Origin of the sequence: Curtobacterium sp. MCLR17_055 (assembly GCF_003234305.1) — a bacterium.
GTDB classification, from domain to species: Bacteria; Actinomycetota; Actinomycetes; order Actinomycetales; family Microbacteriaceae; genus Curtobacterium; species Curtobacterium flaccumfaciens.
On the sequence record NZ_QKSX01000003.1, the window covers coordinates 75,910 to 102,167 of the forward strand.

The following is a 26,258-nucleotide window of genomic DNA, read 5'->3' on the forward strand; positions in this document are numbered from 1 at the left end:
GACACCCCGATGACCGCACACATCCCCATCCGAGGAACCGGCGTGCGCCGCGTCCTCCTCGGCGCCGTCGCCGCCCTCGGCGCGGCCGCACTCCTGGCAGGCTGCTCCTCGTCGTCCGGCGCGTCCGGCTCCGGAGGCGATTACGAAGCCGCGCCGAAGGACACCAAGGCGTCCCTGACCTACGCCGTCTGGGACGAGAACCAGGTGAAGGCGATCAAGGCCAACCTGAAGGGCTTCAACGAGGAGTACCCGGACATCAAGGTGAGCGTCGACGTCACGCCGTTCGCCAACTACTGGACGAAGCTGCAGACCCAGGGTTCGAGCAACACCCTGCCCGACCTGTTCTGGATGAACGGCCCGAACTTCCAGCTGTACGCGGCCAACGGCAAGCTCGCGCCGATCACCGGCGAGGTCGATTCGGGTGACATCGACGCGTCGAAGTACTCGAGCGCGCTCAACGACCTGTACACGTACGACGACACCCAGTACGGCGTGCCGAAGGACTTCGACACCATCGGCGTCTGGGTGAACAAGTCGCTGTTCGAGCAGGCCGGCATGGACCTGCCGTCCAAGGACTGGACCTGGGACGACTTCCAGCAGACCGGCGCCGAGCTGTCCGAGAAGCTCAAGTCGAAGGGCGCCTACGGGGCGGCCGGCGGCATGGACGGCCAGACGACGTACTACAACACGATCCTGCAGGCCGGGGGATCGGTCGTGAACGCGGACGGCACCGAGTCCGAGTACGCCACGAAGGCCTCCGAGGACGGCCTGCAGTTCTGGACCGACCTGATCGGCTCCGGGGCATCGCCCTCGATCAAGCAGCTCACCGACACCACGGCCGACCAGTGGTTCACCTCGGGCAAGCTCGCGATGTACCAGGGCGGCAGTTGGTTCCGCTCCGCGCTGACCGGCACCGAGCTCGAGAAGGACGTCGTCGCCTACCCGCTGCCCAAGGGCAAGGAGCAGGCGACCGTCATCCACGGGGTCTCGAACGTCGTGTCCGAGGCGAGCAAGGACAAGGCAGCCGCCCAGGCGCTGCAGGTCTACCTCGCGGGCAAGACGGCCCAGCAGCAGCAGGGCGACATGGGCGCGGTCATCCCGGCGTACGAGGGCACGCAGAGCGCCTTCACGAAGACGATGCCCGACGCCGACCTGCAGGTGTTCCTCGACGCGGTGGACTACGCGAAGCCGCTGCCGGTGTCGAAGAACACCGCGGCCTGGAACACCCTCGAGACCACCCTGCTGCCGAGTGCCTTCGACGGATCGAAGCCCGTCGACCAGGTGGCAGAGGACCTCGCACAGAAGATGGACGCCGCCCTCGCCAAGGAAAAGTAGGACCCGCGCGTGACGATCAACACCGAGCGGCCCCCGGCCGCAGCCGCCCCCGCCCGGACGACACGTTCGTCCGGGCGGGGTGCCCCCGCTCAGCGAGCCGACGGCGGCCGAGCGCCACGACGGACCGACGGCTGGTGGCCGTGGCTCTTCGTGCTCCCGTTGCTCGTCGGCGTCGGCACCTTCTACATCTGGCCGATCATCCAGACGTTCTGGTACTCGTTCACCAGCTGGGGCGTCTTCGGGGGCGCCACGTTCACCGGCGTCGCCAACTACGTCCGGCTCGTCGGTGACCCGCAGCTGTACCAGTCGCTGCTCAACACGGTGATCTACACCGTGATCGTCCTCGCCGGGATCCCGATCGCGGTGTGGCTCGCCAGCCTGCTGAACACCCCGGGGCTGCGGTTCGCGCAGTTCTACCGGGTGCTCTTCTTCCTGCCGTACGTCGCCATGCCCGCGGCGATCGCCCTGGTCTGGCGGATCATGTACAACGGCGACTACGGCATCGTGAACTGGTTCCTCGGGAACTTCGGCATCGACGGCCCGTACTGGATCTCGACCCCCGGCTTCGCGCTGATCGCGGTGAGCCTGGTCGGCCTCTGGTCGTCCCTCGGGTTCTCGATGATCATCCTCGGCGCCGGGCTCAAGGACATCCCGCCGGAGCTCTACGAGGCCGCGGAGCTCGACGGCGCGAGCCGGTGGCGGCAGTTCCGGTCGGTGACCGTGCCGTTGCTCAGCCCGAGCATCTTCTTCGTGGTGATCGTCACGACGATCTCGAGCTTCCAGCTGTTCGACCTGCTGTACGCGATCCTCGGCAGCACCAACCCGGTGATCCCGAAGACGATGTCGCTCGTCTTCTACTTCTACAGCGCCGGGTTCATCGACAACGACAAGGGCTTCGCGGCCGCGATCGCGATGGTGATCTTCCTGCTCATCGGCATCGTCACGCTCGTGCAGTTCCGCGTCCAACGGAAGTGGGTGCAGGGATGACCGCCACCGTCACACCGCCTCGGACCGCACGCCGGCCCGGCCGTCGCGGCGGCAGCCACTGGTGGATCCACGTCGTACTCGGCATCGGCGGGTTCGCGATGGCGTTCCCGTTCCTGTGGCAGATCATCATGTCGCTCTCCACGAACGCGCAGGTGCAGTCCGTCACGCCGGTCTTCTGGCCGGGGGAGCTGCAGTGGCAGAACTACGCGCAGGTGTTCGAACGCCTGCCGTTCCTCAGCCAGCTCGGCACGTCGGTGTACGTCACGATCATCCGCACGATCGCGCAGATCGTCCTGTGCACGCTCGCCGGGTACGCCTTCGCCCGGATGCGGTTCCGCGGCCGGGCGGCACTGCTCGCGATCGTGCTGTCGATCCTGCTCGTGCCCTCGCAGGTCTACCTGATCTCGCAGTACCAGATCGTGCAGGGGCTCGGCTGGCTCGACACCCTGATGGGGATCGTCGCACCCGGGCTGTTCAGCGCCTTCGGCACGTTCCTGATGCGGACCGCGTTCCTGAACATGCCGCCCGAGCTGGAAGAGGCAGCGCGGATGGACGGCGCGAACCCGTTCCAGACGTTCTGGCGGATCATGCTGCCCCTGGCCCGTCCCTCGATCAGCGTGCTCGCGATCACGACCGTGCTGTGGTCGTGGAACGAGCTGCTCTGGCCGCTCGTGGTCTCCACCCGCGCCGAGGACATGCCGCTCGCCGCCGGCCTCGCGACGCTGTCGAGTGACCGCACGATCGACTACCCGGTGCTGATGGCCGCCAGCCTGATGGCGATGGCACCGGTGCTCATCATGTTCGTCGTGCTGCAGCGTCGGGTGATGGACGGGCTCGCGTCGTCCGGTCTGAAGTGACCACCGCGACCCCCGGCCTGGAGGCCCGCCCCGCGTCCGTCGCGGTCCTCGCCGCCGCCGTGGGGTCACCGGACGACTCCGCGACGGTGGCGGCTGCACTGGCCGCCACCGTCGCCGACGCCGGGCCCGCGGAGCGGGACGCGCTGCTGGTCGCGGCGCTCCGCGCCGCGGTGCCGGACAGCGCCGACGCGCTCGCGGAGCTGGGCCTCCCGCGCGCGCTCGCCGAGGCCTCCGTCGCCGACGTCGACCGCAAGCTCGCACGCTACGGACTGCACGGCACCGGGGTGGAGTGGCTCGTCGCCGTGGTGACCGGGCGCGTGGTGGCCGTGGGGCGCCTCCAGTTCGAACTCGGCGACCACCTGGCGGACGGCACGCCGGCCTGGGGGGTGCACGTGCCGGAGACCGGGCCGCTCGACCCGGTGGCCTGCGACCGCTCGTTCGCCCGCGCACCCGAGGTCCTGCGCGGCCTCGCACCGCAGCTCGCTGCCGATCGGTGGCAGTGCCGCTCCTGGATGCTCGATCCGGGGTTGCCCGCCGCGCTCGGCCCCGATGCCAACCTCGTGCGCTTCGCCCGGCGCTTCCGTCTCGTCCCGCCGGGGGCGCACGACGCGACCGAGGGCGACGCCAGCGTCGCGAAGTTCGTCTTCGGGGTGCCGTTGGCCACCGCACGGTCCGCGGCGCCGTCCGGTCGGTTGCGTGCGGCCGTGCTCGACCGGTGGGCGAGGGGTGGGCACTGGACCGAGCGGACCGGCACGGCACCGGTCGCGTGACCGCCCGCAGCCGCGGCCGCGTACCGTGCACGGCATGACGAAGCCCGACCACGACCACCTCGACGACGGCGTCGACATGACGTTCGAGGAACGCCGACAGGACACGTTCCGCCGCATGTCCGGATCCGACGAGCACGACGCCGATCCGCGGGTCGAGGTCTCCCGTGCCGAGGACGGTGACGTCCGCATCGACGTCGCCGACACCGCGGCGGTCCGACCCGGCGAGTGACACCCGTTCCGGCCCTGGTCCGCCGGGGTCGGTGGGGCACGGCATGATCGTGTCGTGCACCTCGTCCTCCGCCGCGTCGACGGCGGCGTCCTCGCGACGCCCCTGACCGACGCGGGGACCGCCGGGGGCGAGCCGATCCGCCTGGACGAGCCGGGCCTCCCGGCCTTCGTCGCGGCCCACGATGCACCGGGCGTGCGCTGGGTGTGGGACGACACCGCCCGCTGGTACCCGGCCGTGCTCGCCGCTGGCGGTCGGGTCGGTCGCTGCGTCGACCTGCGCCTCGGCCGTCGTGTCCTGCGGGCCGCGCTGGCGGCACGGGGATCCGCGCTCGCCGCTGCGCCGACCGACGCCCTGGACGCCCCGGTCGCGGAAGCCCGCGTGGTCCGGCCGACGCAGGCCCAGCTCTTCGACGACGCCCTGTTCACCGCCGCCGCGCCCGACGACGAGGTCGACCCGGTGGCGGAGTTCCGGGCGCAGCTCGCCGCGGTGGCGGGGTCGAGCGCTCCCGGTGCGCTCCGCCTGCTGCTCACCGCGGAGTCGGCCGGCGCGCTCGTGGCGGCCGAGATGCTGCACGCGGGGCTGCCGTGGCGTGCCGACGTGCACGAGCGGCTGCTCGAGGACGCCCTCGGGCCGCGCGTGCCCTACGGGGTGCGGCCGCGACGCCTCGAGGAGATCGCGGCCGTCGTGCGCGAGCGCCTCGACGACCCCGGTCTCAACCCGGACTCGCCCGCCGACGTCCTGAAGTCGCTGCGCCGGGCCGGCCTGATGGTCACGAGCACGCGGAAGTGGGAGCTGCAGGAGATCGAGCACCCCGTCATCGAGCCGTTGCTCGAGTACAAGCGCCTGGCGCGACTGCTCACCGCCAACGGCTGGACCTGGCTCGACGACTGGATCCGCGACGGCCGCTTCCACCCGAAGTACGTCGTCGGCGGTGTCGTCACCGGTCGCTGGGCGGCCGACGGCGGGGGAGCGATGCAGTTGCCGAAGGGCATCCGCGGGGCGGTCATCGCCGACCCCGGGTGGAAGCTCGTCGTGGCGGACGCCGCGCAGCTGGAGCCACGTGTGCTCGCCGCGATGTCCGGCGACCGGGCGATGGCCGCGGCCGGCGACGGGCGCGACCTGTACGACGGCGTGGTGGCGTCGGGTGCTGTGGAGACCCGGCAGCAGGCCAAGGTGGCGATGCTCGGTGCGATGTACGGGGCGACCCAGGGCGAGGGCGGTCGGCTCGTGCCGCGCCTGGTCCGGGCGTTCCCGCAGGCGCTCGACATGGTGGAACGGGCCGCGCGTGCGGGGGAGCGCGGCGAACCCGTCACGACGCTGCTCGGGCGGACGTCACCGGTGCCCGAGGACTCGTGGTTCGAGGCCCGGAACCAGGCCTACACGGTCGAGGGGACCCCGGCGATGCAGCGTGCGGTCGAGTCCCGCGCCCGGAGCTGGGGACGGTTCACCCGGAACTTCGTGGTGCAGGGGACCGCGGCCGAGTGGGCGCTCGCGTGGATGGGGTCCCTGCGCTCGCGGCTGATCGCGCGCTTCCCCGGAGCCGTGACGGACGGTCCGCACCTGGTGTTCTTCGTGCACGACGAGATCGTGGTGCACGCCCCGGCGGAGCACGCCGAGTGGGTGGCGCAGCAGATCCGGGAGGCCGCGGTCGATGCCGGCCGGTTGTTGTTCCAGGACTTCCCGGTGACGTTCCCGCTGTCGGTCGGGGTGGTGGGGGCGTACTCGGAGGCGAAGGACTGAGGCGGCCGGGACGGCTCCCGGCGGCTTCGGGCAGTGTGGACGGATGCACACCGAACACGGGGACGCCGCCGACCGCACCGTCGGCGAAGTCGACCTGACCCGTTGGCGCTCCCGTGCCGGCCGCAGCGTCGCCGGTGCGTGGACCGCGCTCGGCAAGCGCTTCGGTGCCATGCCCGTCCTGCTGCTGACCCTCGCCATCGGCCTGGGCGTCGCCGTCCTCGCCACGTGGATCGCCTCCGAGGTCTACGACGCCGTCCGTGAAGCCGACGACGTCGCGGTGCTCGACCGACCCGTCCTCGACTGGGCGCTCACACTCCGATCACCCACGGCGGACACGCTCGTCACCTGGTGGACCGACATCGCGGGCACGATCGGGATGCCGATCGTCGCGCTCGGGTTCCTGGTCGGCTTCACGATCCAGCGCCGTGCGTGGACGCCACTGGTGCTCCTGGTCGCCGCGAGCGGTGGTTCGCTGCTCATGACGATCGCGGGCAAGGACCTGATCGGTCGCGCCCGTCCGCCGCTGTCCGACGCGGTGCCGCCGTACGAGACGTCGCCGTCGTTCCCGTCGGGCCACACGCTCAACTCCACGGTGATCGTGGGCACCATCGTGTACCTGCTGCTCCTGCGGCAGTCGCGCGTCGTCACCCGGGTGTGGACGATCGTCGTGGGCACCCTGTTCGTGCTGTCGGTCGGGGCGTCGCGGGTGTTCCTCGGGCACCACTGGCTGACCGACGTCCTGGCGGCGTGGGCGCTCGGACTCGCCTGGCTCGCCCTCGTGATCACGGCGCACCGGTTGTACCTGACGGCGCTCCACCACGGTGCCGAGCCCGCGCCGGACGTCGACCGCATCACTTCGTGAGCAGAAGACGTCGGGTCGCTCGCCCGCACCCGACATCTTCTGCTCACGAAGTCGCCGGGCGCCCCGAACGGCAGAGCGCCGTCAGCCGCGACCGGTAGGTTGCCGGGCATGGAAGAACGGGTCTTCGGCGGCAGGTACCGCGTCACGGGCACGCTCGGACACGGTGGCATGGCGTCCGTGTACCGGGCGGTCGACGAGCAACTCGGTCGCGAGGTCGCGGTCAAGGTGTTCCGCATCGGCCCCGTGGACCGCGGTGAGCGCGCCCGCGCCGAGGCGGAGATCCAGACCCTCGCGACGCTGCGCGCCCCCGAGCTCGTCACGCTCTACGACGCCGCACTCGACGACGTCGACGGCGACTCGTACCTCGTCATGGAACTCGTGCCGGGCAGTGACCTGGCGACCCGTCTGCGCGAGGGTCCGCTCGACCCCGCGACCGCTGCCCGCCTGGGTGCCCAGGTCGCCGACGGCCTGGCCGCCGTGCACGCGCAGGGGATCGTCCACCGTGACGTGAAGCCCGCGAACGTCCTGCTCGAGAGCGACGGCCGGCACGTCAAGCTCGCCGACTTCGGGATCGCCCTGCTCCGTGACGCCTCACGCGTGACGGGGACGGGGACCGTGATGGGGACGGCCGCGTACCTTGCCCCGGAGCAGGTCCTGGCGAAGGAGATCACCGGCAAGGCCGACGTCTACTCGCTCGGGCTCGTGCTGCTCGAGTGCATGACCGGCCGCCAGCCGTTCCCGGGCAGCGCGGTCGAGTCGGCCACCGCCCGGCTCACCCGTTCACCCGAGATCGACCGGCAGCTGCCCACGGCCTGGCGCACCCTGCTGCACGTGATGACCGCGCAGGACCCGGCGGAGCGACCGACGGCTGCCGAGGCCGCCGAGCGCCTGCGTGCGCTGGGCCGCGACGAGCCGACGAACGCCACGCAGCTGCTGCCCGGCACGCCCGGTGCGGTGACGTCCGCGGCCGCCGGTGCGGCTGGTGCCGCGGTCGGCGCCGGTGCCGCCGCAGCGGCGAACGCCGACGACCGGACGCAGGCGATGCCGGCGAGCGAACTGCCGAACGGCGGCGCGGGTCCGGGGGACGACGCCACCCGCGTCCTCGACACCCAGCGTCCGAACGCCGCCGACGACGTCTCGACGACCGTCCTCGGCGCCCAGGCGAACGGCCGCGGCGCATCGGGCCCGAGCGGGCCGACCCCGCCGCCGGTCACGCCCCGGCCGGTCCGGGCCGACCGGCCGGACGACCAGCCGGAGAAGAAGAAGCGCGGACCGCTCATCGCCGCGATCATCGTGATCGTCCTGGTGCTCATCGGCATCGGGGTCGCGGTGTTCGCCCTGAACGGCGACGACGACGGCACCCCGGCCCCGACGGACACCACGTCGACCGCGCCGACCGAGCAGCAGCCGTCCGAGGACCCGGGCGAGGAACAGCAGCCGAGCGAACCCGCCGAGCAGGAGCCCCCGCAGGAGCAGCAGCAGCCGTCGCAGCCCGCCGAGGAACCCAGCGAGCAGCCGAGCGAACCGACCGAGCCGGAGCAGCCCACCCAGGACCCGCCCGTCGGGCCGGAGCCGAGCACCCCGGCCTCGAACCCGGTGCAGGAGCCGCAGGACGGCACGGGCGCGGCCGACACCGGCGCGGCCGACACCGGCGCGGTCGACACCACGTCGGACACCGCCCCCGGCAAGTCCGGCAGCGCCCCGGGACAGAACAAGGACTGACACGCCGGGTTTTCGTCCAGTCCCTGGAGCAATAGGCTCGCCCCGTGCGAGAACTGCAACGGAGCGGTGGTCCGACGACGGCCGTGGCCGCTCGGAACGGTGTCGGCTTCGGTTCGAGAGAGGCCTGGCTCGTCGAACGACCAGCGGGAGCGTCCGTGGCCGAGGCGATCGTGCCCGGTTGCACCGGACGCACCATCGCCACCGGCGACGAGCTCTCCTGGGTCTGGTTCCCCGAGCGGACCCTGCCCGACGGGGCGTCGGAACCGACCGAAGCAGACCTGCCGCACTTCTGGGACGCCACGGCCTTCGCCCTCGACGTCGTCTTCACCGACGGCTCGCGGCTGCGGGACGACGCCGCGGTCCGCGACCAGTACGGCGACGCGGTCACCCCGGACGCGCAGGACGCGGCCCGCAAGCAGTGGGTGGACCAGTGGAACCGTCGCGCGGTCGACCTCACGCCGTTCGCGGGGCTGGTCGTCGACCGCCTGGAGGCCCGGCTCGGTTCCGACACGTCGGCTGCGGCCACCGACGGCGAGCGTCCCGCACTGCGCGGCTGGCTCGACGCCGTCCGGATCGGTCCCGCGCGTCCGACCCCGACGACCCCGCTCGGCCACGTCCGGACGACCCGCGGCACCCACGCGTCCTCCCGGTTCTCCCGCGGCAACAACGCCCCGCTCGTCGGCGTTCCGCACGGCGGGGTGTTCGGCCTGCCGATGACGGACGCCTCGAGCAACCGCTGGCCGTACGCGTACCAGGAGCACGACCGGCTCGACGACCAGGGGCGGCTCCGCCCGGCGATCCAGGCCTTCGCGACGAGTCACATCCCGTCGCCGTGGATGGGCGACCGCGGGGTGTTCCAGGTGATGCCCTCGCCACTCGACACCCCCGATGTCGACCGGTCCGCCCGGGCGCTCGGGTTCGACCACGAGGACGAGCAGGACGGCCCGCACCGCTACCGGGTCGCCCTCGAGCACGGTGTGACGGCCGAGCTGACCGCGGGGGAGTTCGCCCTCGGGTTCCGGTTCACCGGCACCCGCAGCGTCGTGCTCGACCACCACGGCCGGGTGTCCGACGTCTCCGTGACGATCACCGACGGCACCGTCGTGGTCGAGGCTCTCCTGGACGACCGCCCCGGCACCCCGCCGCACCACGTGCACCTGCGGGTCGCGGGCGTCACCGCAGACCACACGTCTATCGGCGAGCACGAGCTGCGCGGCTGGCTGTCCGTGGGGCAGGCTGGGGCCACGGACGGCCCGGTCGACGTCCTGCTCGGCATCTCGACCGTCTCGATCGAGGACGCCCGCGCGAACCTCGACGACGCCGGCTCGTTCGACGCCATGTGCTCCCGTGCCGAGGCGCTGTGGACCGAGAAGCTCGCGACGCTGTCCTTCGACGGCGCGACCCCCGACCAGCTGACGAGCCTGTACTCCGGCCTGTACCGGCTGTTCCTCTACCCGAACCGCGCCGGGGAGACCGCCCTGACCGGCACCCCGCGGCACCGCTCCCCGTACGGCGACGTGCTGGCGGACCCGATCCGCGACGAGCCCGGGCCGGAGATCGTCGAGGGTCCGTTCACCACCACGAACGGCTTCTGGGACACCTACCGCACGGCCTGGCCGCTCCTCGGACTCCTGACCCCCGAGACCGCGGGCGAGCTCGCGCAGGGCTTCGTCGAGCACCACCACGACGGCGGGTGGACGCCCCGCTGGAGTGCCCCCGGCGCCGAGGACTGCATGACCGGAACCACGAGCGACACCGTCTTCGCCGACCTCGCGGTGAAGGGCGTGCGCGGCTTCGACCTGGCCGAGGCGTACCGGAGCGCGGTGCGGAACGCGACCGTCCCGCCGCGTGACGAGCGCGTCGGACGCAAGGGGAGCCTCCCGGGCGCCTTCCGCGGCCACGTCGACACGGCGACCCACGAGGGGATGTCGTGGACCCTGGACGCGGCCATCAACGACTGGGGTCTGGCCGTCATGGCGGGCCTGCTCGCGTCACGGGCGCGGACGCCCGCCGACCTGTCCCGTTACGAGGCCGAGGCCGAGTGGTTCGCCCGCCGGTCCCTGCAGTACCGGCACGTCTTCGACTCCGAGCGCGGGTTCTTCATCGGCCGCGACCCGGACGGCTCGTGGCGGGTCGGCACCGAGTTCGACCCGCGCGACTGGGGCGACGACTACACGGAGACGAACGCGTGGGGTACCGCGTTCACGGCGCCGCACGACGGCGCCGGCATCGTCGACCTGCACGGCGGGCCGGAGCGGTTCGACGCGGCCCTCGACGCGTTCTTCGCGACTCCCGAGACCGGCGCCCTGGCGCGGTCCGGCTCGTACGGGTTCCCGATCCACGAGATGACCGAGGCCCGCGACGTCCGGATGGGCATGCTCGGGCTGTCGAACCAGCCGGCGCACCACATCCCCTTCTTCCCGATGTTCACCGGGCGCCACGACGACGCGCACCGCATCGTCCGCGAGTCGCTCGAGCGGCTGTTCGTCGGGTCCGACCTCGGCCAGGGCTACCCCGGCGACGAGGACAACGGCGAGATGAGCGCCTGGTACGTCTTCGCGACCATCGGCCTGTACCCGCTCGCGCCGTCGACCGGCACCTACGTGCTCGTGCCGCCGTCGGTCCGCAGGACGGTGCTGCGACAGCCGGGAGGATCGCCCACGGTCATCGAGATCGCCGCCGGCTCCGCAGGCCGGTACGTCGCATCGGTGACGGTCGACGGCGCGCCCTGGACCTCGGTCACCATCCCGCACAGCGTGGTCGTGGCCGCGTCGCGGATCGAGTTCACCCTGTCCGACGAACCGCAGGGCTGGGCGTCGGACACCCGCCCCGTCTCCGCCTCCGACGTGCACGGGTACCGGGACGCCCCGGTGGACGTCCTGCCCGTCGGAGCCTCGGCGCTCACCGACGACACCGGCCGCACCGTCACGGCGCTCGCCGCGGGGGAGTCCGTGTCCTTCGACGTGTCGTGCCCCGCCGCCTCGTTGTACACCGTGACGGTGGCATCGCCGGGGTCCTACTCGTGGCAGGTCGGCTTCGACGACGCCGTCACCGCGGTCGACGGTGCCGAGTTCTCGTGGGCCGGCCAGACCCGGGTGTTCCGCATCCTCGGCGGTGGTTCGTCGTTCACGTTCACCGCCGGCACCGACCTGACGCTGACGCAGCTCGAGCTCATCGCGGCCGACGGACAGCGTTGACCCGGCGTTCACCGAGCGGGAGCATGCTCGCCCCATGTCGATGAGCGCACCGTTCGATCCCGAACAGCAGGGCCGATCCATCCCCGTGGACGGTAGTGACGAGTCCGAACTCGAGATGGAGGAGGACCGCGGCGCCGACGTCGGCGACGACTCCGCCGACCCGAGCGTCTCGCCCGTCAGTCACCACGACGAGGACGAGGCCGGCGGCGGCCCGGTGTTCCGGCGTCCGCACGCCGGCGATCGGCTGCACCCGGACGACCTCTGACCGTTCCGGGGGTCCTCCGGGGTTTCTTGGGCGATTGCCAAGCGGCTCGGGCATGCTCGTGCGCATGTCGATCGCGAACTCGTGGGACCCGTCCGGTGGCCGTGCAATCCCGGAGGACCAGGTCCGTCAGGACGGGCTCGAACTCGACGAGGACCCGGCGATGCTCGGGATCTCGTTCGACGTCGTGGGTGGTGCCTCCGCCGATCCCGCCGGGGTGTCCCCGGTCGACGTGAACGTGCCGACGCCGAGGTCTGCGGGTTCCGCCTCCGACGACTAGCGCGCGCCCGGCTGCAGCGGCCGCGCGGTCCCATCCGACCGGTAGTATTCCGGAATGGTACCGACGGCGTACGTGGACGAATCCGAGCCCGGAGACGAACGTGACCCCGGCGCGTACATCCTCGGGGCGGTCACAGTTGCCGACAGCGATGCTGAGCGGTTCCGGGACTCGCTCTGCGCCATCAAGCCACGATCGGCGCGGAAGCTGCACTGGTCCGAGAGCGACGCCCGGCACCGCACCGGGATCGTCGGGATGCTGTGCGACCATCCGTTTGCAGCCATCGGGGTCGTGAGCGTGACCGACCCATCCGTCCGGAGCGAGCGTCGTCGCCGTCTCGCTCTTGAGCACTTGATCTTGGAACTCCGCGCGGGCGGTGTCGATCGAGTCGTCCTCGAATCTCGCGGGCCCTCGGACCGGAACGATCGTGCGCACCTCGACGCCTTGCGATCACGCAAGTTGGTGCACGGGTTGGCGTTCGAGCACCTGCCGGGTGGCCGCGAGCCACTTCTCTGGGCGGCGGACGCGGTGTGCGGCGTGGTCGCGCTGGCTCGGCGAGGGGAAACGGCCTACCTCGAGCAGCTGGGCCATGTGCTGAGCGTCCACGAACACCGTCGGTGAACGCGCGAATCCCCGGGCCCCGCTATACCGCAGGAGCTCCCGGGGATCACTTCCGCACCCACCTCGATGGGGCGACTGGTCTCAGTGTGACATATCAGGCGGGATGGCGGAAGGGTCGGGGACCCGGTACTTGAACCCGACGTGCGAGCCGGTGAAGCCGAGGCGCTCGTAGAACCGGTGCGCATCGGTCCGTGCAGCGTCCGAGGTGAGTTGCACGAGCGGGGTCCCGAGGGCCGGCGCCGCGACGTCGGTCACCCAGCGCATCAGCGCACTCCCGATGCCGCCGGAGCGCAGCGCACTGCTGACCCGCACCGCCTCGACGAGCAGCCGGGTGGCACCACGACGAGCCATCCCGGGGATCCGGGTGAGTTGCAGCGTCCCGACGAGCCGCCCGTCGGCGTCCTCGGCGACGAGCAGCGCGTTCGCCGGGTCGTCCACGATCGACCGGAGTGCCTCGGCGTACTGCGGGCGGTCCTCCGGCGCGGCGACGTCACCCCGTGCGGCGCTGATCGGGTCGTCGGACAACAGCGCCATGAGCGCATCGAGGTCCTCGTCCACCGCGTTCCGCAGCGTCAGTTCGCCGGAGCGTGTGGTCAGGCGGACGGGCAGGGCGAGGTCGTGGAGCACGACCCCACCCTGCCCGACCCGGCGGGGCGGTCCCGGTTCAGGGAACGGTGTGTCCGGCCGCGGTGAAGATCTGGTACCACTCCTCGCGCGACAGCTCGACGTCCGAGCCGGCTGCCGAGTCCCGCACGCGCTGCGGGTTGGTGGTGCCGAGGACGACCTGGAAGTGCGCGGGGTGGCGGGTGATCCACGAGACCGCGATGCCGGTCGGGGTGACACCGTGCGCGGCGGCGACCTCCTCGAGCACGTCGTTCAGCTCCGCGTACTGCTCACGGTCGCCCAGGAAGACGCCGTCGAAGAAGCCCTTCTGGAACGGCGACCAGGCCTGCAGCGTGATGTCGTTGATGCGCGAGTAGTTGAGGATGTCGTTGTCGCGGTCCACCGACTGCTCGAGGCCGCCCATGTTCGCGGTCAGGCCCTGCGAGATGACGTTGGCGTGGGTGATGCTCAGCTGCACCTGGTTGAACGCGAGCGGCTGGCGGACGTGCTTCTTGAGCAGGTCGACCTGGCCGGGGGTGTGGTTCGAGACGCCGAAGTGGTGCACCTTGCCGGCGGCGTGCAGCTCGTCGAATGCCTTCGCGACCTCTTCCGGCTCGACCAGGGCGTCGGGGCGGTGCAGCAGCAGGACGTCGACGTACTCGGTCTGCAGTGCCTCGAGCGACTCGTGCACGGACTCGAGGATGTGCTCGTACGAGAAGTCGAAGTACGCGCCCTTCGGCGTCGGCCGGATGCCGACCTTGGTCTGCAGCACGATCTCGGCGCGTTCCGCGGGCGTCAGCGTGACGGCGGCGCCGAACCGCTCCTCGCAGCCGTGCCACTCGCCGTAGACCGCTGCGTGGTCGAACATGTTCACGCCCGCATCACGCGAGGCGCTGTAGAGCGAACGGATGTCCTCGTCGCTCATGTCGTTGATCCGCATCAGTCCGACGACGACGTCGGAGGCGGTGAGGTCTGTCTGTGGCAACTCCAGTGTCTTCACGCCGTCGATCCTGCCAGCCGGTCCCCGGCACAGGCAGGCCCTGCCAGTACCTCAGGCGCGTTCGGGCAGCAGGACGGCGAGCACCTCGGAGCCGTCCGTCCACGTCCCGGTCAGCGTCTCGCCCTCGGGCAGGGCCGTACCGACGACCCGAGCGATGACGATCGTGCCGTGATCGGTCGCGATCGACGTCAGGGCGTCCGCAGTGGTCGCTCGCACCGAGGTGACGCTGGGGGAGTCGGGATCGGAGCCGCTCCCGCTGGCCCAGGCGTCCTTCGGCCGCTGTCCGGCACCGTTGGCCAACTCGAGCGAGGCTTCGTGCCCGCCGGTGACGATCGCCCGGCGCAGCACGTCGGCATGGACCGGATCACCCACCGCGTCGTACACCCACCGTCGCCCGAGCACGGAGTGGTCCATCTCGGTGACCAGGAACGCGTCGGCACCCGGCAGTGGTGCGTCCCGGTAGGTCAGTGGCGCCTGCAGGATCCGGCCGTCGTCGGTGCGGACGAGGAGCACCTCGACGCCGACCTCGCCAGCGGGGTCGTCGAACCGGAACTGCCCGACGACCTGGAGCGGCGATCCCGCGACGACGCCGCTCCACGCCTGGTCGGGGAGCCAGGCGGCGAGCGCCTCGGCCTTGGAGGGGCGGAGCGTTGCCTGCTCGATGACTGCCATGTCCTGACCGTACTGCCGCGCAGCACACTGCCGTCGGCGCACCTCGGGGTCAGTGGACGGAGAACCCGCCGTCCACCGCGATGGACTGGCCGGTGACGTAGGCCGACCCGGGCCCGGCGAGGAACACCGCCGCCGCGGCGAAGTCCGACGCCAGCCCGTTCCGGCCGACCAGCGTCCGTGCGGCGAGGGCCGCGACCGTCGCCGGGTCGGACCCGAGTCGCTCGTTGAGCGGGGTGCGCACGAAACCGGGGACGAGGACGTTGGAGGTGACCCCCTGCGCGGACCAGGCCTCTGCCTGGGACCGGGCCAGCGCCTCCAGGCCGGCCTTGGAGACCCCGTACGCGCCGCTGGCGGCGAAGGGGCGGTGGGCCTGCTGCGAACTGATCGAAACGATCCGCCCGTACCCACGCGCCGCCATGCCGGGTGCGAGCCGCTGCCCGAGCACGAACGGCGCATCGAGGTTGACGGCCATCGTGGCGTCCCAGGTGGCCTCGTCGAGTTCGGGCATCGGCGGCCGCAGGTTGATCCCGGCGGAGTTCACCAGCACGTCGACGTCCCCGGCGGCGTCCGCGAGTGCGTGTGCGCCAGCGCGGGAGGAGAGGTCCGCGACGATGCCGTCAGCCGAGCGGCCCACCTGGCGGATGCCGGCGACGGTTGCGTCGATGGTCGCGGACGTCCGGGCGGCGACGAGGACGTGGGCACCCGCGTCGGCGAGTGCGGTGGCGATCGCTCGGCCGATGCCGGAGCTGCCTCCCGTCACGAGTGCGGTGCGGCCGTCGAGGCCGAAGAGCTGCTGCAGCGACATCCGGTCAGGCTACCGAGGCCCGTACGCTGGGCCGGTGCGTGACGATCTGCTGCCGATGCTCGCCTGCCCCGTGTGCGCCGAGCCCCTCGGCCGCGTCGACGGCGGCCAGGTCGGCTGCCCGAACGGTCACCGGTTCGACGAGGCGAAGCAGGGCCACCTGACGCTCCTGCCCGCGAAGCGGCGCGCACTCACCGCGGACACCCCGGAGATGGTGGACGCGCGGCTGCGGTTCCTGGGGCGCGGCCACTACGCGCCGGTCGAGCGGGCGCTCGCCGCGATCGTCGCGGACGCGACCGCGCCCGGCATCGTGCTCGACGTCGGTTCGGGCCCAGGGACCTACCTGGCGCATGCGCTGCGCGCGGCGGACGGGAGGCTCGGGGTCGCGTTGGACCTGTCGGCCGTCGCGATCCGGCGTGCGGCACGCGCCCACGAGCGCGCGGGGGCCGTCGTCGGGGACGTGACCGAGCGCCTCCCGGTCGTCGACGGCGCTGCCGCCGTCCTGCTCGATGTCTTCGCACCCCGCAACCAGACCGAGTACGCCCGCGTCCTGCACGCCGACGGCGTGCTCGCGGTGGTGACCCCGCGGGCCGGCCACCTGGCGGAACTCGCCGAGGCGACGATCAGCGTGGACCCGGAGAAGGAGCGCCGGCTGCACGACTCCCTGACGCCGTCGTTCGCGCTGCGGTCCTCCGAGGACCTGACCTGGACCATGGAGCTGTCGGCGGAGGACGTCCACGACGTGGTGCACATGGGGCCGAGCCACCACCACGTCGCGGCGGACACCGTGTTCGAGCCGGCGACGGTGACGGCCGCGGTCACCGTGTCGACGTGGACGCCGACGCGCTGACCGCGGCCCTCAGGACGGATCAGTCGCCAGCGGGGGCGACGTCGAGCTGCCACACCACGCCGAAGCGGTCGCGCAGCTGCCCGGCCAACGGTGCCCAGGCCGAGGGTTCCAGGGGCTGCCGGACCTCGGCGCCCTCGGACAGTACGGCCCAGTACCGCTCGATCTCGGCCGTGTCGTCGCCGTGCACGAACACGTAGAAGGCGTTCGATCCCTGGTCGTAGGGCTGCCCGGGCCAGACGTCGAAGGCCATGACACGGAAGCCGGCGGGCGTGGAGACCTGCCCGAAGACGATGCGGTCCGCCCAGGCCGGGTCGTCCAGGGCGCCCATCTGGCCGTAGGTGGCGGCGGTGACCTCGCCGCCGAAGACCGATGCGTAGAAGTCGAGCGCCGCGCGGGCGTCGCCGTCGAAGTTGAGGTGGGTTGTCGTCTCGATGCTCATGGGACGAGGATGACGGGCAATGCGGTCAGATCGTGTCCGCTTCTCGGACGAAGATGGACGCCATGGCCGGACCCTCCGCACGGATGCTCGCGCTGCTCTCCCTGCTCCAGGTGCACCGCGACTGGCCGGGCGACGAGCTCGCCGGTCGGCTCGACGTCAGTCCGCGCACGGTCCGCCGCGACGTCGACCGACTCCGCGGGCTCGGGTACCGGGTCGAGGCGCTCCGTGGCCCGGCCGGCGGCTACCGGCTCGAGGCCGGCTCCGACCTGCCCCCGCTGCTCTTCGACGACGAGCAGGCGGTGGCGATCGCCCTGGCGCTCGCCGTGGCGCCGGCTTCGGGGGCGGACGTCGCCGAGTCGGCGGCCCGTGCCCTCGCGACCGTTCGGCAGGTGATGCCCGCGCGGCTGCGGTCCCGGGTCGACGCGGTGCAGGCCGTGACCGCGACGAGCCGGACCACCACCGACCCGGAGGTCCTGGTGGCGGTGAGCGAGGCCGTCCACCTGCAGGAGGTCTTCCGCTTCGGGTACGGCGACGATGAGACCCCGCACCGGGTGGAACCGCACGCCGTCGTCGCCCGGAACGGCCGCTGGTACCTGCTCGACTGGGATGCCGATCGCGACGACTGGCGCACGCACCGCATCGACCGGATCACGCCGCGGATGCGCACGCGCGTCCCCTTCACGCCACGTCCGATCCCCGGTGGCGATGCGGCCGCGTTCGTGTCCGCGCGGTTCAAGGGGTCGGCGGTCGACGACGTGTGGCCGTGCACCGGGTCGGTGACCACGACGGCGGGCGATGCGCGGCGGATCGGGCCGTACCTGCCCGAGGACGCCGTGGTCGAGCAGCTCGACGACGACCGGGCCCGCGTCACCCTCGGATCGTGGTCGTGGGACGGGCTCGCCGGAGTCGTCGCCGGGCTGGCCGTGCCGATCCGGGTCGAGGGGCCGGAGGCGCTGCGTGGCGCAGTCCGCGACCTGTCGACTCGACTCGCGACCGCGGCTGACTGAGCCGCCTCGGTCACGCGCGTTAGGAGCGTGCATGCGTCCGCCAGGGCGGCGTCAGGGATCCGTTAGGAGCGGCCTGGAGGCGCGGCGCAGGATCCAGCATCGGTTCGGCACCACTCGTGGTGCCGGTCCGCGTCACCCGGCGCGGACACCGCAGATCTTCTGGAGTCCCTCGTGTTCGACGTGTTCGTCGTCGCCGGTGTCCTCGCCGTGTTCGGCGTGGTGGCACTGATCGCCAAGGGGGTGGAACGGCTGTGATCGGCATCACCATCGCGGCCGCCGTCCTCGGCATCGCCGCAGTCGTGTACCTCGTCTGGGCGCTCGTGCGTCCGGAGCGCTTCTAGTGGGCGCCGCGGACGTCTGGGCGGGCATCGCCCAGGTCGCCACCCTCGTCCTGCTGCTCGTCGTCGCGTACCGCCCGCTCGGTGACTGGATGGCGAAGGTCTTCACGCCCGTCCGCCACAACCGGGTCGAGCGCGGGGTCTACCGGCTGATCGGGGTCGACCCGGACGCCGAGCAGTCCTGGCCCGTGTACCTGCGCGGCGTGCTGCTCTTCAGCGTCGCCGGGCTCCTGCTCGTCTACCTGCTGCAGCGCATCCAGGTCGTCCTGCCCGGCGACCTCGGGCTGCCCGGCGTCGGACCGTCGCTCGCGTTCAACACCGCGGCGTCGTTCGTGTCGAACACGAACTGGCAGTCGTACTCGCCCGAGGTCACCCTCGGCTACACGGTGCAGATGGCCGGCCTGGCGGTGCAGAACTTCCTGTCCGCAGCCGTCGGCCTGGCGGTCGCCGTGGCCCTGGTGCGCGGGTTCGCCCGTCGCAAGTCGGGCACGCTCGGCAACGTGTGGGTGGACATCGTCCGCGGGCTCGGCCGACTGCTGCTGCCCGGGGCGTTCGTCTTCGCGATCATCCTCGTCGCCGGCGGGGTCGTCCAGTCGTGGGGGAGCGGCACCGACGTCACCACGCTCATCGGTGGCACGCAGCACATCCCGGACGGGTTCGTCGCGTCGCAGGAGGCGATCAAGGAGCTCGGCACGAACGGTGGCGGCTACTTCAACGCGAACTCGGCGCACCCGTTCGAGAACCCGCAGGCGTGGACGAACCTCGTCGAGATCTTCCTGATGCTCGTCATCCCGTTCTCGCTCCCGCGCACGTTCGGGCGCCTGGTCGGCGACGACCGCCAGGGGTACGCGATCCTCGCCGTGATGGGCGCGATCTTCCTCGTGTCGCTGTCGGTCATGTCGATCGCCGAACTCGGCGGCGGCGGTGTCGCCACACACGCTGCCGGGGCCGCGATGGAGGGCAAGGAGAGCCGCTTCGGCATCCTCGGTTCGACGCTCTTCTCGACCGCGACCACCTCGACGTCCACCGGTGCCGTCAACGCGATGCACGACAGCTACACCCCCATCGGCGGGATGATGGCGCTCGTCAACATGATGCTCGGCGAGGTCACCCCCGGCGGCGTCGGATCCGGCCTGTACGGCATGCTCGTGCTCGCCGTCATCACGGTGTTCATCGGCGGCCTGCTCGTCGGTCGCACCCCGGAGTACCTCGGCAAGAAGATCCGCGCCAAGGAGATGACCTTCGCGGCGCTGTACATCCTCGTCACGCCGACGCTCGTGCTCCTGGCCACCGGGCTCTCGCTCGTGATCCCCGGGGTCCGCGAACAGGTGCTCGGGACGTCGATCTTCAACCCCGGCAACCACGGGCTGACCGAGCTGCTCTACGCCTTCACCTCGGGGGCGAACAACAACGGCTCGGCCTTCGGCGGGCTCACCGCGAACACCACGTGGATGAACTCCTCGCTCGGCGTCGTGATGCTGCTCGGCCGCTTCGTGCCGATGGTGTTCGTCCTGGCGCTCGCCGGGTCCCTCGCCGCGCAGGACCGGGTGCCGGAGACCGCCGGCACGCTGCCCACCCACCGCCCGCTGTTCATCGGGCTGCTCGGCGGCGTCGCCGTCATCGTCACCGCACTCACCTACTTCCCGGTGCTCGCACTGGGTCCGCTCGCAGAAGGACTGTCATGACCACCCCCGTGACCACGGAGTCGGAACCGCGCACCGCCGTGGAACCGGCCACCCGCTCGTCCGCATTCGGCCCCCGCCAACTGGTGTCGGGCCTCCCGGGCGCCCTGCGGAAACTCGATCCGCGACTCATGTGGCGGAACCCCGTCATGTTCATCGTCGAGGTCGGCGCAGCGCTGACGACGGCGGCTGCCGTCGTCGAGCCGTCCGCGTTCACCATCGCCATCGCCGTGTGGCTCTGGCTCACCGTCGTCTTCGCCAACCTGGCGGAGTCGGTGGCCGAGGGTCGCGGCAAGGCGCAGGCCGACACCCTGCGGAAGACCCGCTCGACCACGAGCGCCCGCCGCGTGCTCGGGTACACGACGACCGACGCGGCCGCGACCGGCAACGAGACCGAGGAGGTCGCGTCCGTCGACCTGGCGAAGGGCGACGTGGTCGTGGTCGTCGCCGGCGAGGTCATCCCCGGCGACGGTGACGTCATCGACGGCATCGCGTCGGTCGACGAGTCGGCCGTCACGGGTGAGTCTGCACCGGTCATCCGCGAGTCCGGTGGTGACCGCAGTGCCGTCACCGGCGGCACCCGGGTGCTGTCGGACCGGATCGTGGTGCGCATCACCTCGACGCCGGGTGAGACCTTCATCGACCGGATGATCCGCCTGGTCGAGGGTGCGGCACGGCAGAAGACGCCGAACGAGATCGCGCTGAACATCCTGCTCGCCTCGTTGTCGATCGTCTTCGTGATCGTCTGCCTGACGATGCAGCCCATCGCGGGACTCGTCGGCGCGACGGTCAGCGTGCCGGTGCTCATCGCCCTGCTCGTCTGCCTCATCCCGACCACCATCGGAGCCCTGCTCTCCGCGATCGGCATCGCCGGCATGGACCGGCTCGTGCAGCACAACGTGCTGGCGATGTCGGGCCGCGCGGTCGAGGCCGCCGGTGACATCACGACGCTGCTGCTCGACAAGACCGGCACGATCACCTACGGCAACCGTCGGGCATCCCGCGTGGTGCCGGTGCCGGGCGTGAGCGAGGCTTCGCTCATGGCGGCAGCCGCGCTGTCGAGCGCCGCCGACGGGACACCGGAAGGCCGCTCGATCGTGTCGCTCGCTGCTGACGCAGGGGTGGCGCCGGCACTGCCGGACGGCGCCGTCGAGGTGCCGTTCACGGCGCAGACCCGCATGTCCGGTCTCGACCTGCCCGACGGGTCGCAGATCCGGAAGGGCGCTGCTGCGGCAGTGCTCGCCTGGGCGGACACCACCGAAGCCGGTGTGGTGTCGGCCATCGACGCGACCGTCGCGGAGATCTCCGACCAGGGCGGCACCCCGCTCGTCGTCGGCCGCCGCTCCTCCGACGGCGCGGTCGCCCTGCTCGGCGTCGTGCACCTGAAGGACGTCGTCAAGGACGGAATGGCGTCGCGGTTCGCCGAGCTCCGGTCGATGGGCATCCGCACGGTGATGATCACCGGCGACAACCCCCGCACCGCGGCCGCCATCGCCCACGAGGCCGGCGTCGACGACTTCCTCGCCGAGGCCACCCCGGAGGACAAGCTCGCCTACATCAAGCGCGAGCAGGAGGGCGGCAACCTCGTCGCCATGACCGGTGACGGCACCAACGACGCCCCGGCCCTGGCCCAGGCGGACGTCGGCGTCGCGATGAACACCGGCACGACGGCGGCGAAGGAGGCGGGCAACATGGTCGACCTCGACTCCGACCCGACCAAGCTCATCGACGTCGTCCGCATCGGCAAGCAGCTGCTCATCACCCGCGGTGCCCTGACCACCTTCTCCATCGCCAACGACGTCGCGAAGTACTTCGCGATCATCCCGGCGATGTTCCAGGCGGCGTTCCCCGGGCTCGCGGCGCTCAACATCATGGGGCTGCACAGCCCGTCGTCGGCGATCCTGTCGGCTGTCATCTTCAACGCGCTCGTCATCGTGGCGCTCATCCCGCTGTCCCTGCGTGGCGTCAAGTACCGCGCGGCCGCAGCGTCGTCGATCCTCGGCCGCAACCTGCTCGTCTACGGGCTGGGCGGCGTGGTCGTCCCCTTCATCGGCATCAAACTGATCGACCTCGTGGTCGGTCTCATCCCGGGGTTCTAGTCATGGCATCTGCACGTTCCACCTTCCGTTCCGCCGGTGTGGCCATCCGCCTCACCCTCGTCGCCACCGTCGTCCTGGGCGTCGGCTACCCGCTCGCCGTCTGGGGCGTCGGCCAGGCGGCGTTCCACGACCAGGCCAACGGCTCGATGGTCACGGACTCGTCCGGCAAGGTCGTCGGTTCCTCGTTGATCGGGCAGTCGTTCACGGGCAAGCAGGCCGACCGCTGGTTCCAGTCGCGGCCGTCCGCCGCCGGGGACGGCTACGACGCCGGGGCGTCCTCCGGCTCGAACCTCGGGCCGAACAACGCCGACCTGCTCAAGGCCGTCGAAGAGCGTCGTGCGGCGCTGGCGAAGGCCGACGGGGTCTCCGCCGCGCAGGTGCCTGCCGACGCCGTGACCGCATCCGGTTCGGGGCTCGACCCGGACATCAGCCCGGCCTACGCGTCCCAGCAGGCGGCTCGAGTGGCGTCGGCTCGGGGGTTGTCCGTCGCCACCGTGCGGCAGCTCGTGGCGTCGCACACCGAGTCGCGGCAGCTCGGGTTCCTCGGTGAGCCCGTGGTGAACGTGCTCGCGCTGAACCTGGCGCTGGCGAAGGCGTCCTGAGCGTGGGTGTCCCCTCCGCAAAACACCGGTGCTCGCGCGTCGAACACCCGCAATCCGCGGTGCGACAGGTGAACACCGGTGTTTTGCGGAGACCGACCCCCGGACGCGAGAGGATGAGCACGTGAAGCGCGGGAAGCTGCGGGTCCTGCTCGGTGCGGCGCCCGGTGTCGGCAAGACCTACACGATGCTCGAAGAGGGGCGTCGGCTGCTCGACGAGGGTCGCGACGTGGTCGTCGCCGTCGTCGAGACGCACGAGCGCGCCGCCACCGCAGCACTGGTGAACGGGCTCGAGGTCGTGCCCCGCCGCACCGTCTCGCACCGCGGTGTCGACCTGGACGACCTCGACCTCGACGCCGTCATCGCCCGGGCACCCGAGGTCGCGCTGGTCGACGAACTCGCGCACACGAACGCCCCGGGGAGCCCGAACGAGAAGCGCTGGCAGGACGTGGAGGCACTACGGGACGCCGGCATCGACGTCATCTCGACCGTCAACGTGCAGCACATGCAGTCCCTCGGCGACGTGGTCCGCGAGATCACCGGCACCGTGCAGCGCGAGACCGTCCCCGACGCCGTGGTGCGCGCGGCCGACCAGATCGAGGTCGTCGACCTGGCCCCGGCAGCGCTGCGGGAGCGGCTCTCCGACGGGCTCGTGTACCCGGCGGCCCGGATCGACGCCGCGCTGTCGAACTACTTCCGCCTCGGCAACCTCACCGCACTGCGCGAGATCGCCCTGCTCTGGCTCGCCGACGAAGTCGACGACGCGCTCAAGGCCTACCGCGCCGAGCACGGCATCGAGCACCGGTGGGAGACCCGGGAGCGCGTGCTCGTCGCCCTGACCGGCGGCCCCGAGGGCGAGACCCTGCTGCGCCGCGGCGCCCGGATCGCCGCCCGCAGTGCTGGCGGCGAGCTCGCCGCCGTCCACGTGACGACGAACGACGGCCTGCGCGTCCGGCACCCCGGCGCGCTCGGCAAGCAGCGGACCCTGCTCGAGCAGCTCGGTGGGACGTACCACCAGGTCGTCGGCGACGACGTGCCGAGCACGCTGGTGCGGTTCGCGCGGTCGATCGACGCCACCCAGATCGTGATCGGGGTCAGCCGCCGCAGCCGGCTCGCGGCCGCCATGACCGGCCCGGGGATCGGCAACACCGTGATCCGCGAGTCCGGCGACATCGACGTGCACGTCGTCACGCACGAGCGCGCTGGCGGCGGGATCACCCTGCCCAAGCTCGGCGGCAGCCTGTCCCGCGGCCGGGTGGTCGCCGCGTTCGTCCTGTCGGTCCTGGTCGGGCCGCTGCTCACGTGGGTGCTGTCGATCGGCAGCGATCCGGACGCGATCACGGTGGACGTGCTGGCGTACCAGCTGCTCGTCCTCGTCGTGGCGCTCGTGGGTGGGATGTGGCCGGCGGTGTTCACGGCCGTGCTGTCCGGGCTGAGCCTCGACTACTTCTTCGTGCAACCCCTCTACATGGTCACCGTCCAGCAGCCGTGGCACCTGTTCGCCCTGGTCATGTACGTGATCAGTGCGGTGCTGGTCAGCTTCGTGGTCGACCGGTCCGCTCGCCGATCACGTGCCGCCCGTCGGGCCTCGGCCGAGTCCGGGCTCCTGATGGGCATCGCCGGCAGCGTGCTCCGCGGCGACGACGCCCTGCAGGCACTGCTCGACCGCACACGAGAGGCGTTCGGCTTCGTCGGGGTCCGGATCCGCCAGGGTGACGAGGTGCCGGCGACCTCCGGCGAGTTCGGTGCGACGCCGGACGCGTCGACGACGCTGGCGTCCGGTGCCGTGCTCGAGTTCGCCGGTGCGCCCGACGACCCGACCCAGCGCCGGTTGCTGCGGGTCGTCGAGCAGCAGCTCGACGCCGCCGTCGAGCACCGCGAGCTCACCCGCACGGCCGTCGGCGCCGAGCGCATCGCCGCCGCCGACCGGGTCCGGAGCGCGCTGCTCGCGGCCGTCGGCCACGACGTGCGCCGACCCATCGCCGCGGCCTCCGCCGCCGTGCAGACGCTGCGTGCGTCCGACATCGACCTGTCCGGGGCCGACCGGGAGGCGCTGCTCGCGACCGCCGACGAGAGCCTCGGTCAGCTGGCGGTGCTGTTGGCAGACCTGCTGGACGTCAGCCGCGTGCAGGCCGGAGTCCTCGCGGTCACCCCGGCGGCGATCGCGCTCGAGACGGTGGTCGCGCCAGCACTCGACGAGCTGGAGCTCGGCCCCGACGACGTCGACCTCGACCTGCCCGCCGACCTGCCGCCGGTGCTCGCCGACCCGGTCCTGCTGCAGCGCGTCGTCGTGAACCTGCTCGCGAACGCCGCCCGGTACGCGCCGGAGGGCACCCACGTCCGGGTCGCCGCCAGCGCCTTCGCCGGCGGGGTCGAACTCCGCGTCGCCGACCACGGCCCCGGCATCCCCGAGGACCGCCGCGACGAGGTGTTCCAGCCGTTCCAGCGGCTCGGCGACACCGACAACGAGACCGGCCTCGGGCTCGGCCTGGCCCTGGCGCGCGGGTTCACGGAGGGCATGGGCGGCACGATCGAGGTCGACGACACCCCGGGCGGTGGGCTCACCGTCGTGGTGCGGCTGCCGATCGCCGGGCACGTGGGAGTGGAGATCCGATGAAGGTCCTGATCGCTGACGACGACGCGCAGCTCGTCCGCGCGCTGTCGGTGACGCTCTCGGCGCGCGGGTACGACGTCGTCACGGCTCGGGACGGGCGCGAGGCGATCGACGCCGTCATCACCGAGCGCCCCGACCTGGTGCTGCTCGACCTCGGCATGCCCCGGCTCGACGGCATCGGGGTGCTCGAGGGCGTCCGGGCCTGGTCGCAGGTGCCGGTCCTCGTGCTCTCGGGGCGCACCGACTCGTCGGACAAGGTCGACGCGCTCGACGCCGGTGCGGACGACTACGTGACGAAGCCGTTCCAGATGGACGAGCTCCTCGCCCGGCTGCGGGCACTCGGACGACGCCGGGTGGTGGCGTCGGAGGAGACCCCGACGATCGCCATCGGACCGCTGCTCGTGGACCTCGTCGCGAAGCAGGTCACCCCGGCCGAGGGCCCCGCGATCCGCCTGACGCCCACCGAGTGGCGCCTGCTCGAGGTCCTGGTCACGAACCCCGACCGGCTGATGACCCGCGAGATGCTGTTGACCGAGGTCTGGGGGCCGACGCACGGCAACGACTCCGGGTACCTGCGCCTCTACATGGCCCAGCTGCGGCGGAAGCTCGAGCCCGACCCCGCGCACCCGCGCTACCTGGTGACGGAGTCCGGCATGGGCTACCGCTTCGCCCCCGGAGCGTAGGAACCCGCCGC

The 26,258-nt window shown here is 71.9% G+C and carries 25 protein-coding genes; 20 read left to right on the plus strand and 5 right to left on the minus strand.

Annotated features, from left to right (window positions below; genetic code table 11):
- Positions 1 to 9 precede the first annotated feature (9 nt).
- The 12 genes from DEJ09_RS03705 (at position 10) to DEJ09_RS03760 (ending at position 12,859) form a co-directional block, all read left to right on the plus strand.
- Positions 10 to 1,335 carry a sugar ABC transporter substrate-binding protein gene (locus tag DEJ09_RS03705; RefSeq protein ID WP_111087689.1) on the plus strand — a complete coding sequence of 442 codons (1,326 nt, stop codon included), beginning with the start codon at positions 10 to 12 and terminating at the stop codon, positions 1,333 to 1,335.
- A gap of 9 nt (positions 1,336 to 1,344) precedes the next feature.
- The gene (locus DEJ09_RS03710; protein WP_111087690.1) at positions 1,345 to 2,322 is read left to right on the plus strand and encodes a carbohydrate ABC transporter permease; all 978 of its coding nucleotides are present in this window, start codon (positions 1,345 to 1,347) and stop codon (positions 2,320 to 2,322) included.
- Positions 2,319 to 3,179 (plus strand): carbohydrate ABC transporter permease, encoded by an 861-nt coding sequence (locus tag DEJ09_RS03715; protein WP_181433258.1) that lies wholly within the window; start codon positions 2,319 to 2,321, stop codon positions 3,177 to 3,179. The genes DEJ09_RS03710 and DEJ09_RS03715 overlap by 4 nt, the downstream gene beginning before the upstream one ends.
- Entirely contained in the window at positions 3,176 to 3,949 is a 774-nt protein-coding gene (locus tag DEJ09_RS03720; protein WP_111087691.1) for a hypothetical protein, read from the plus strand. Before DEJ09_RS03715 ends, DEJ09_RS03720 begins: the two co-directional genes overlap by 4 nt.
- Positions 3,950 to 3,983: 34 nt before the next feature.
- On the plus strand, positions 3,984 to 4,178 hold the full coding sequence (locus tag DEJ09_RS03725; RefSeq protein WP_017887924.1) for a hypothetical protein: 195 nt from the start codon (positions 3,984 to 3,986) through the stop codon (positions 4,176 to 4,178).
- A 54-nt stretch (positions 4,179 to 4,232) separates the two neighbouring features.
- Complete coding sequence (locus tag DEJ09_RS03730) at positions 4,233 to 5,918, plus strand: bifunctional 3'-5' exonuclease/DNA polymerase (protein WP_111087692.1); 1,686 nt, start codon at positions 4,233 to 4,235, stop codon at positions 5,916 to 5,918.
- A gap of 43 nt (positions 5,919 to 5,961) precedes the next feature.
- Positions 5,962 to 6,780 (plus strand): phosphatase PAP2 family protein, encoded by an 819-nt coding sequence (locus DEJ09_RS03735; RefSeq protein WP_027466811.1) that lies wholly within the window; start codon positions 5,962 to 5,964, stop codon positions 6,778 to 6,780.
- A gap of 108 nt (positions 6,781 to 6,888) precedes the next feature.
- Positions 6,889 to 8,502, plus strand: coding sequence for a serine/threonine-protein kinase (locus tag DEJ09_RS03740; protein ID WP_111087693.1), 1,614 nt, complete (start codon positions 6,889 to 6,891; stop codon positions 8,500 to 8,502).
- A gap of 44 nt (positions 8,503 to 8,546) precedes the next feature.
- Positions 8,547 to 11,699, plus strand: coding sequence for a GH92 family glycosyl hydrolase (locus DEJ09_RS03745; RefSeq protein ID WP_258373776.1), 3,153 nt, complete (start codon positions 8,547 to 8,549; stop codon positions 11,697 to 11,699).
- A gap of 34 nt (positions 11,700 to 11,733) precedes the next feature.
- A complete protein-coding gene (locus DEJ09_RS03750) occupies positions 11,734 to 11,964 on the plus strand; it encodes a hypothetical protein (protein WP_111087695.1) in 231 nt (76 codons plus the stop codon).
- Between the two features lie 64 nt (positions 11,965 to 12,028).
- Complete coding sequence (locus DEJ09_RS03755; RefSeq protein ID WP_139179591.1) at positions 12,029 to 12,241, plus strand: hypothetical protein; 213 nt, start codon at positions 12,029 to 12,031, stop codon at positions 12,239 to 12,241.
- 72 nt (positions 12,242 to 12,313) lie between these two features.
- Positions 12,314 to 12,859: a hypothetical protein gene (locus tag DEJ09_RS03760; RefSeq protein ID WP_027466807.1), complete on the plus strand. Its 546-nt coding sequence runs from the start codon at positions 12,314 to 12,316 to the stop codon at positions 12,857 to 12,859.
- An 81-nt stretch (positions 12,860 to 12,940) separates the two neighbouring features.
- Here DEJ09_RS03760 and DEJ09_RS03765 read toward each other — a convergent pair whose 3' ends face one another.
- The 4 genes from DEJ09_RS03765 to DEJ09_RS03780 are packed head-to-tail and all read right to left on the minus strand — an operon-like array spanning position 12,941 to position 15,939.
- Complete coding sequence (locus tag DEJ09_RS03765; protein ID WP_111087696.1) at positions 12,941 to 13,486, minus strand: GNAT family N-acetyltransferase; 546 nt, start codon at positions 13,484 to 13,486, stop codon at positions 12,941 to 12,943.
- A gap of 37 nt (positions 13,487 to 13,523) precedes the next feature.
- The gene (locus DEJ09_RS03770) at positions 13,524 to 14,462 is read right to left on the minus strand and encodes an aldo/keto reductase family oxidoreductase (RefSeq protein WP_111087697.1); all 939 of its coding nucleotides are present in this window, start codon (positions 14,460 to 14,462) and stop codon (positions 13,524 to 13,526) included.
- Positions 14,463 to 14,513: 51 nt separating this feature from the next.
- Positions 14,514 to 15,134, minus strand: coding sequence for a hypothetical protein (locus DEJ09_RS03775; protein WP_111087698.1), 621 nt, complete (start codon positions 15,132 to 15,134; stop codon positions 14,514 to 14,516).
- 49 nt (positions 15,135 to 15,183) lie between these two features.
- A complete protein-coding gene (locus DEJ09_RS03780; protein WP_111087699.1) occupies positions 15,184 to 15,939 on the minus strand; it encodes an SDR family NAD(P)-dependent oxidoreductase in 756 nt (251 codons plus the stop codon).
- 34 nt (positions 15,940 to 15,973) lie between these two features.
- Between DEJ09_RS03780 and DEJ09_RS03785 the strand changes: the two genes are divergently transcribed.
- Entirely contained in the window at positions 15,974 to 16,786 is an 813-nt protein-coding gene (locus DEJ09_RS03785) for a putative RNA methyltransferase (protein WP_111087700.1), read from the plus strand.
- A gap of 19 nt (positions 16,787 to 16,805) precedes the next feature.
- Here DEJ09_RS03785 and DEJ09_RS03790 read toward each other — a convergent pair whose 3' ends face one another.
- The gene (locus tag DEJ09_RS03790) at positions 16,806 to 17,225 is read right to left on the minus strand and encodes a VOC family protein (protein ID WP_111087701.1); all 420 of its coding nucleotides are present in this window, start codon (positions 17,223 to 17,225) and stop codon (positions 16,806 to 16,808) included.
- A 62-nt stretch (positions 17,226 to 17,287) separates the two neighbouring features.
- Here DEJ09_RS03790 and DEJ09_RS03795 point away from each other — a divergent pair, with 62 nt between their 5' ends.
- The 7 genes from DEJ09_RS03795 (at position 17,288) to DEJ09_RS03825 (ending at position 26,247) form a co-directional block, all read left to right on the plus strand.
- Positions 17,288 to 18,232 (plus strand): YafY family protein, encoded by a 945-nt coding sequence (locus DEJ09_RS03795; RefSeq protein ID WP_111087702.1) that lies wholly within the window; start codon positions 17,288 to 17,290, stop codon positions 18,230 to 18,232.
- Between the two features lie 251 nt (positions 18,233 to 18,483).
- The gene (locus DEJ09_RS03800) at positions 18,484 to 18,573 is read left to right on the plus strand and encodes a potassium-transporting ATPase subunit F (protein WP_017887940.1); all 90 of its coding nucleotides are present in this window, start codon (positions 18,484 to 18,486) and stop codon (positions 18,571 to 18,573) included.
- The gene (kdpA, locus tag DEJ09_RS03805; RefSeq protein WP_111028926.1) at positions 18,573 to 20,255 is read left to right on the plus strand and encodes a potassium-transporting ATPase subunit KdpA; all 1,683 of its coding nucleotides are present in this window, start codon (positions 18,573 to 18,575) and stop codon (positions 20,253 to 20,255) included. Before DEJ09_RS03800 ends, kdpA begins: the two co-directional genes overlap by 1 nt.
- Positions 20,252 to 22,351: a potassium-transporting ATPase subunit KdpB gene (kdpB, locus tag DEJ09_RS03810; RefSeq protein ID WP_111087703.1), complete on the plus strand. Its 2,100-nt coding sequence runs from the start codon at positions 20,252 to 20,254 to the stop codon at positions 22,349 to 22,351. The genes kdpA and kdpB overlap by 4 nt, the downstream gene beginning before the upstream one ends.
- Before the next feature lie 2 nt (positions 22,352 to 22,353).
- Positions 22,354 to 22,953 carry a K(+)-transporting ATPase subunit C gene (gene kdpC / locus DEJ09_RS03815; protein WP_111087704.1) on the plus strand — a complete coding sequence of 200 codons (600 nt, stop codon included), beginning with the start codon at positions 22,354 to 22,356 and terminating at the stop codon, positions 22,951 to 22,953.
- 121 nt (positions 22,954 to 23,074) lie between these two features.
- Positions 23,075 to 25,567, plus strand: a complete 2,493-nt coding sequence (locus DEJ09_RS03820) for an ATP-binding protein (RefSeq protein ID WP_111087705.1) — start codon at positions 23,075 to 23,077, stop codon at positions 25,565 to 25,567.
- Positions 25,564 to 26,247, plus strand: a complete 684-nt coding sequence (locus DEJ09_RS03825; protein WP_027466795.1) for a response regulator — start codon at positions 25,564 to 25,566, stop codon at positions 26,245 to 26,247. Before DEJ09_RS03820 ends, DEJ09_RS03825 begins: the two co-directional genes overlap by 4 nt.
- Positions 26,248 to 26,258: the final 11 nt, after the last annotated feature.

Excerpts from the sequence above, each read along its gene's own strand:
- DEJ09_RS03750 (WP_111087695.1), top strand. The coding sequence starts at position 11,734 with ATGTCGATGAGCGCACCGTTCGATCCCGAACAGCAGGGCCGATCCATC.
- DEJ09_RS03755 (WP_139179591.1), top strand. The coding sequence starts at position 12,029 with ATGTCGATCGCGAACTCGTGGGACCCGTCCGGTGGCCGTGCAATCCCG.
- kdpC (WP_111087704.1), top strand. The coding sequence starts at position 22,354 with ATGGCATCTGCACGTTCCACCTTCCGTTCCGCCGGTGTGGCCATCCGC.
- DEJ09_RS03775 (WP_111087698.1), bottom strand. The coding sequence starts at position 15,134 with ATGGCAGTCATCGAGCAGGCAACGCTCCGCCCCTCCAAGGCCGAGGCG.
- DEJ09_RS03705 (WP_111087689.1), top strand. The coding sequence starts at position 10 with ATGACCGCACACATCCCCATCCGAGGAACCGGCGTGCGCCGCGTCCTC.
- DEJ09_RS03825 (WP_027466795.1), top strand. The coding sequence starts at position 25,564 with ATGAAGGTCCTGATCGCTGACGACGACGCGCAGCTCGTCCGCGCGCTG.
- DEJ09_RS03735 (WP_027466811.1), top strand. The coding sequence starts at position 5,962 with ATGCACACCGAACACGGGGACGCCGCCGACCGCACCGTCGGCGAAGTC.
- DEJ09_RS03715 (WP_181433258.1), top strand. The coding sequence starts at position 2,319 with ATGACCGCCACCGTCACACCGCCTCGGACCGCACGCCGGCCCGGCCGT.
- DEJ09_RS03740 (WP_111087693.1), top strand. The coding sequence starts at position 6,889 with ATGGAAGAACGGGTCTTCGGCGGCAGGTACCGCGTCACGGGCACGCTC.
- kdpB (WP_111087703.1), top strand. The coding sequence starts at position 20,252 with ATGACCACCCCCGTGACCACGGAGTCGGAACCGCGCACCGCCGTGGAA.
- DEJ09_RS03780 (WP_111087699.1), bottom strand. The coding sequence starts at position 15,939 with ATGTCGCTGCAGCAGCTCTTCGGCCTCGACGGCCGCACCGCACTCGTG.
- DEJ09_RS03795 (WP_111087702.1), top strand. The coding sequence starts at position 17,288 with ATGGCCGGACCCTCCGCACGGATGCTCGCGCTGCTCTCCCTGCTCCAG.
- DEJ09_RS03790 (WP_111087701.1), bottom strand. The coding sequence starts at position 17,225 with ATGAGCATCGAGACGACAACCCACCTCAACTTCGACGGCGACGCCCGC.
- DEJ09_RS03725 (WP_017887924.1), top strand. The coding sequence starts at position 3,984 with ATGACGAAGCCCGACCACGACCACCTCGACGACGGCGTCGACATGACG.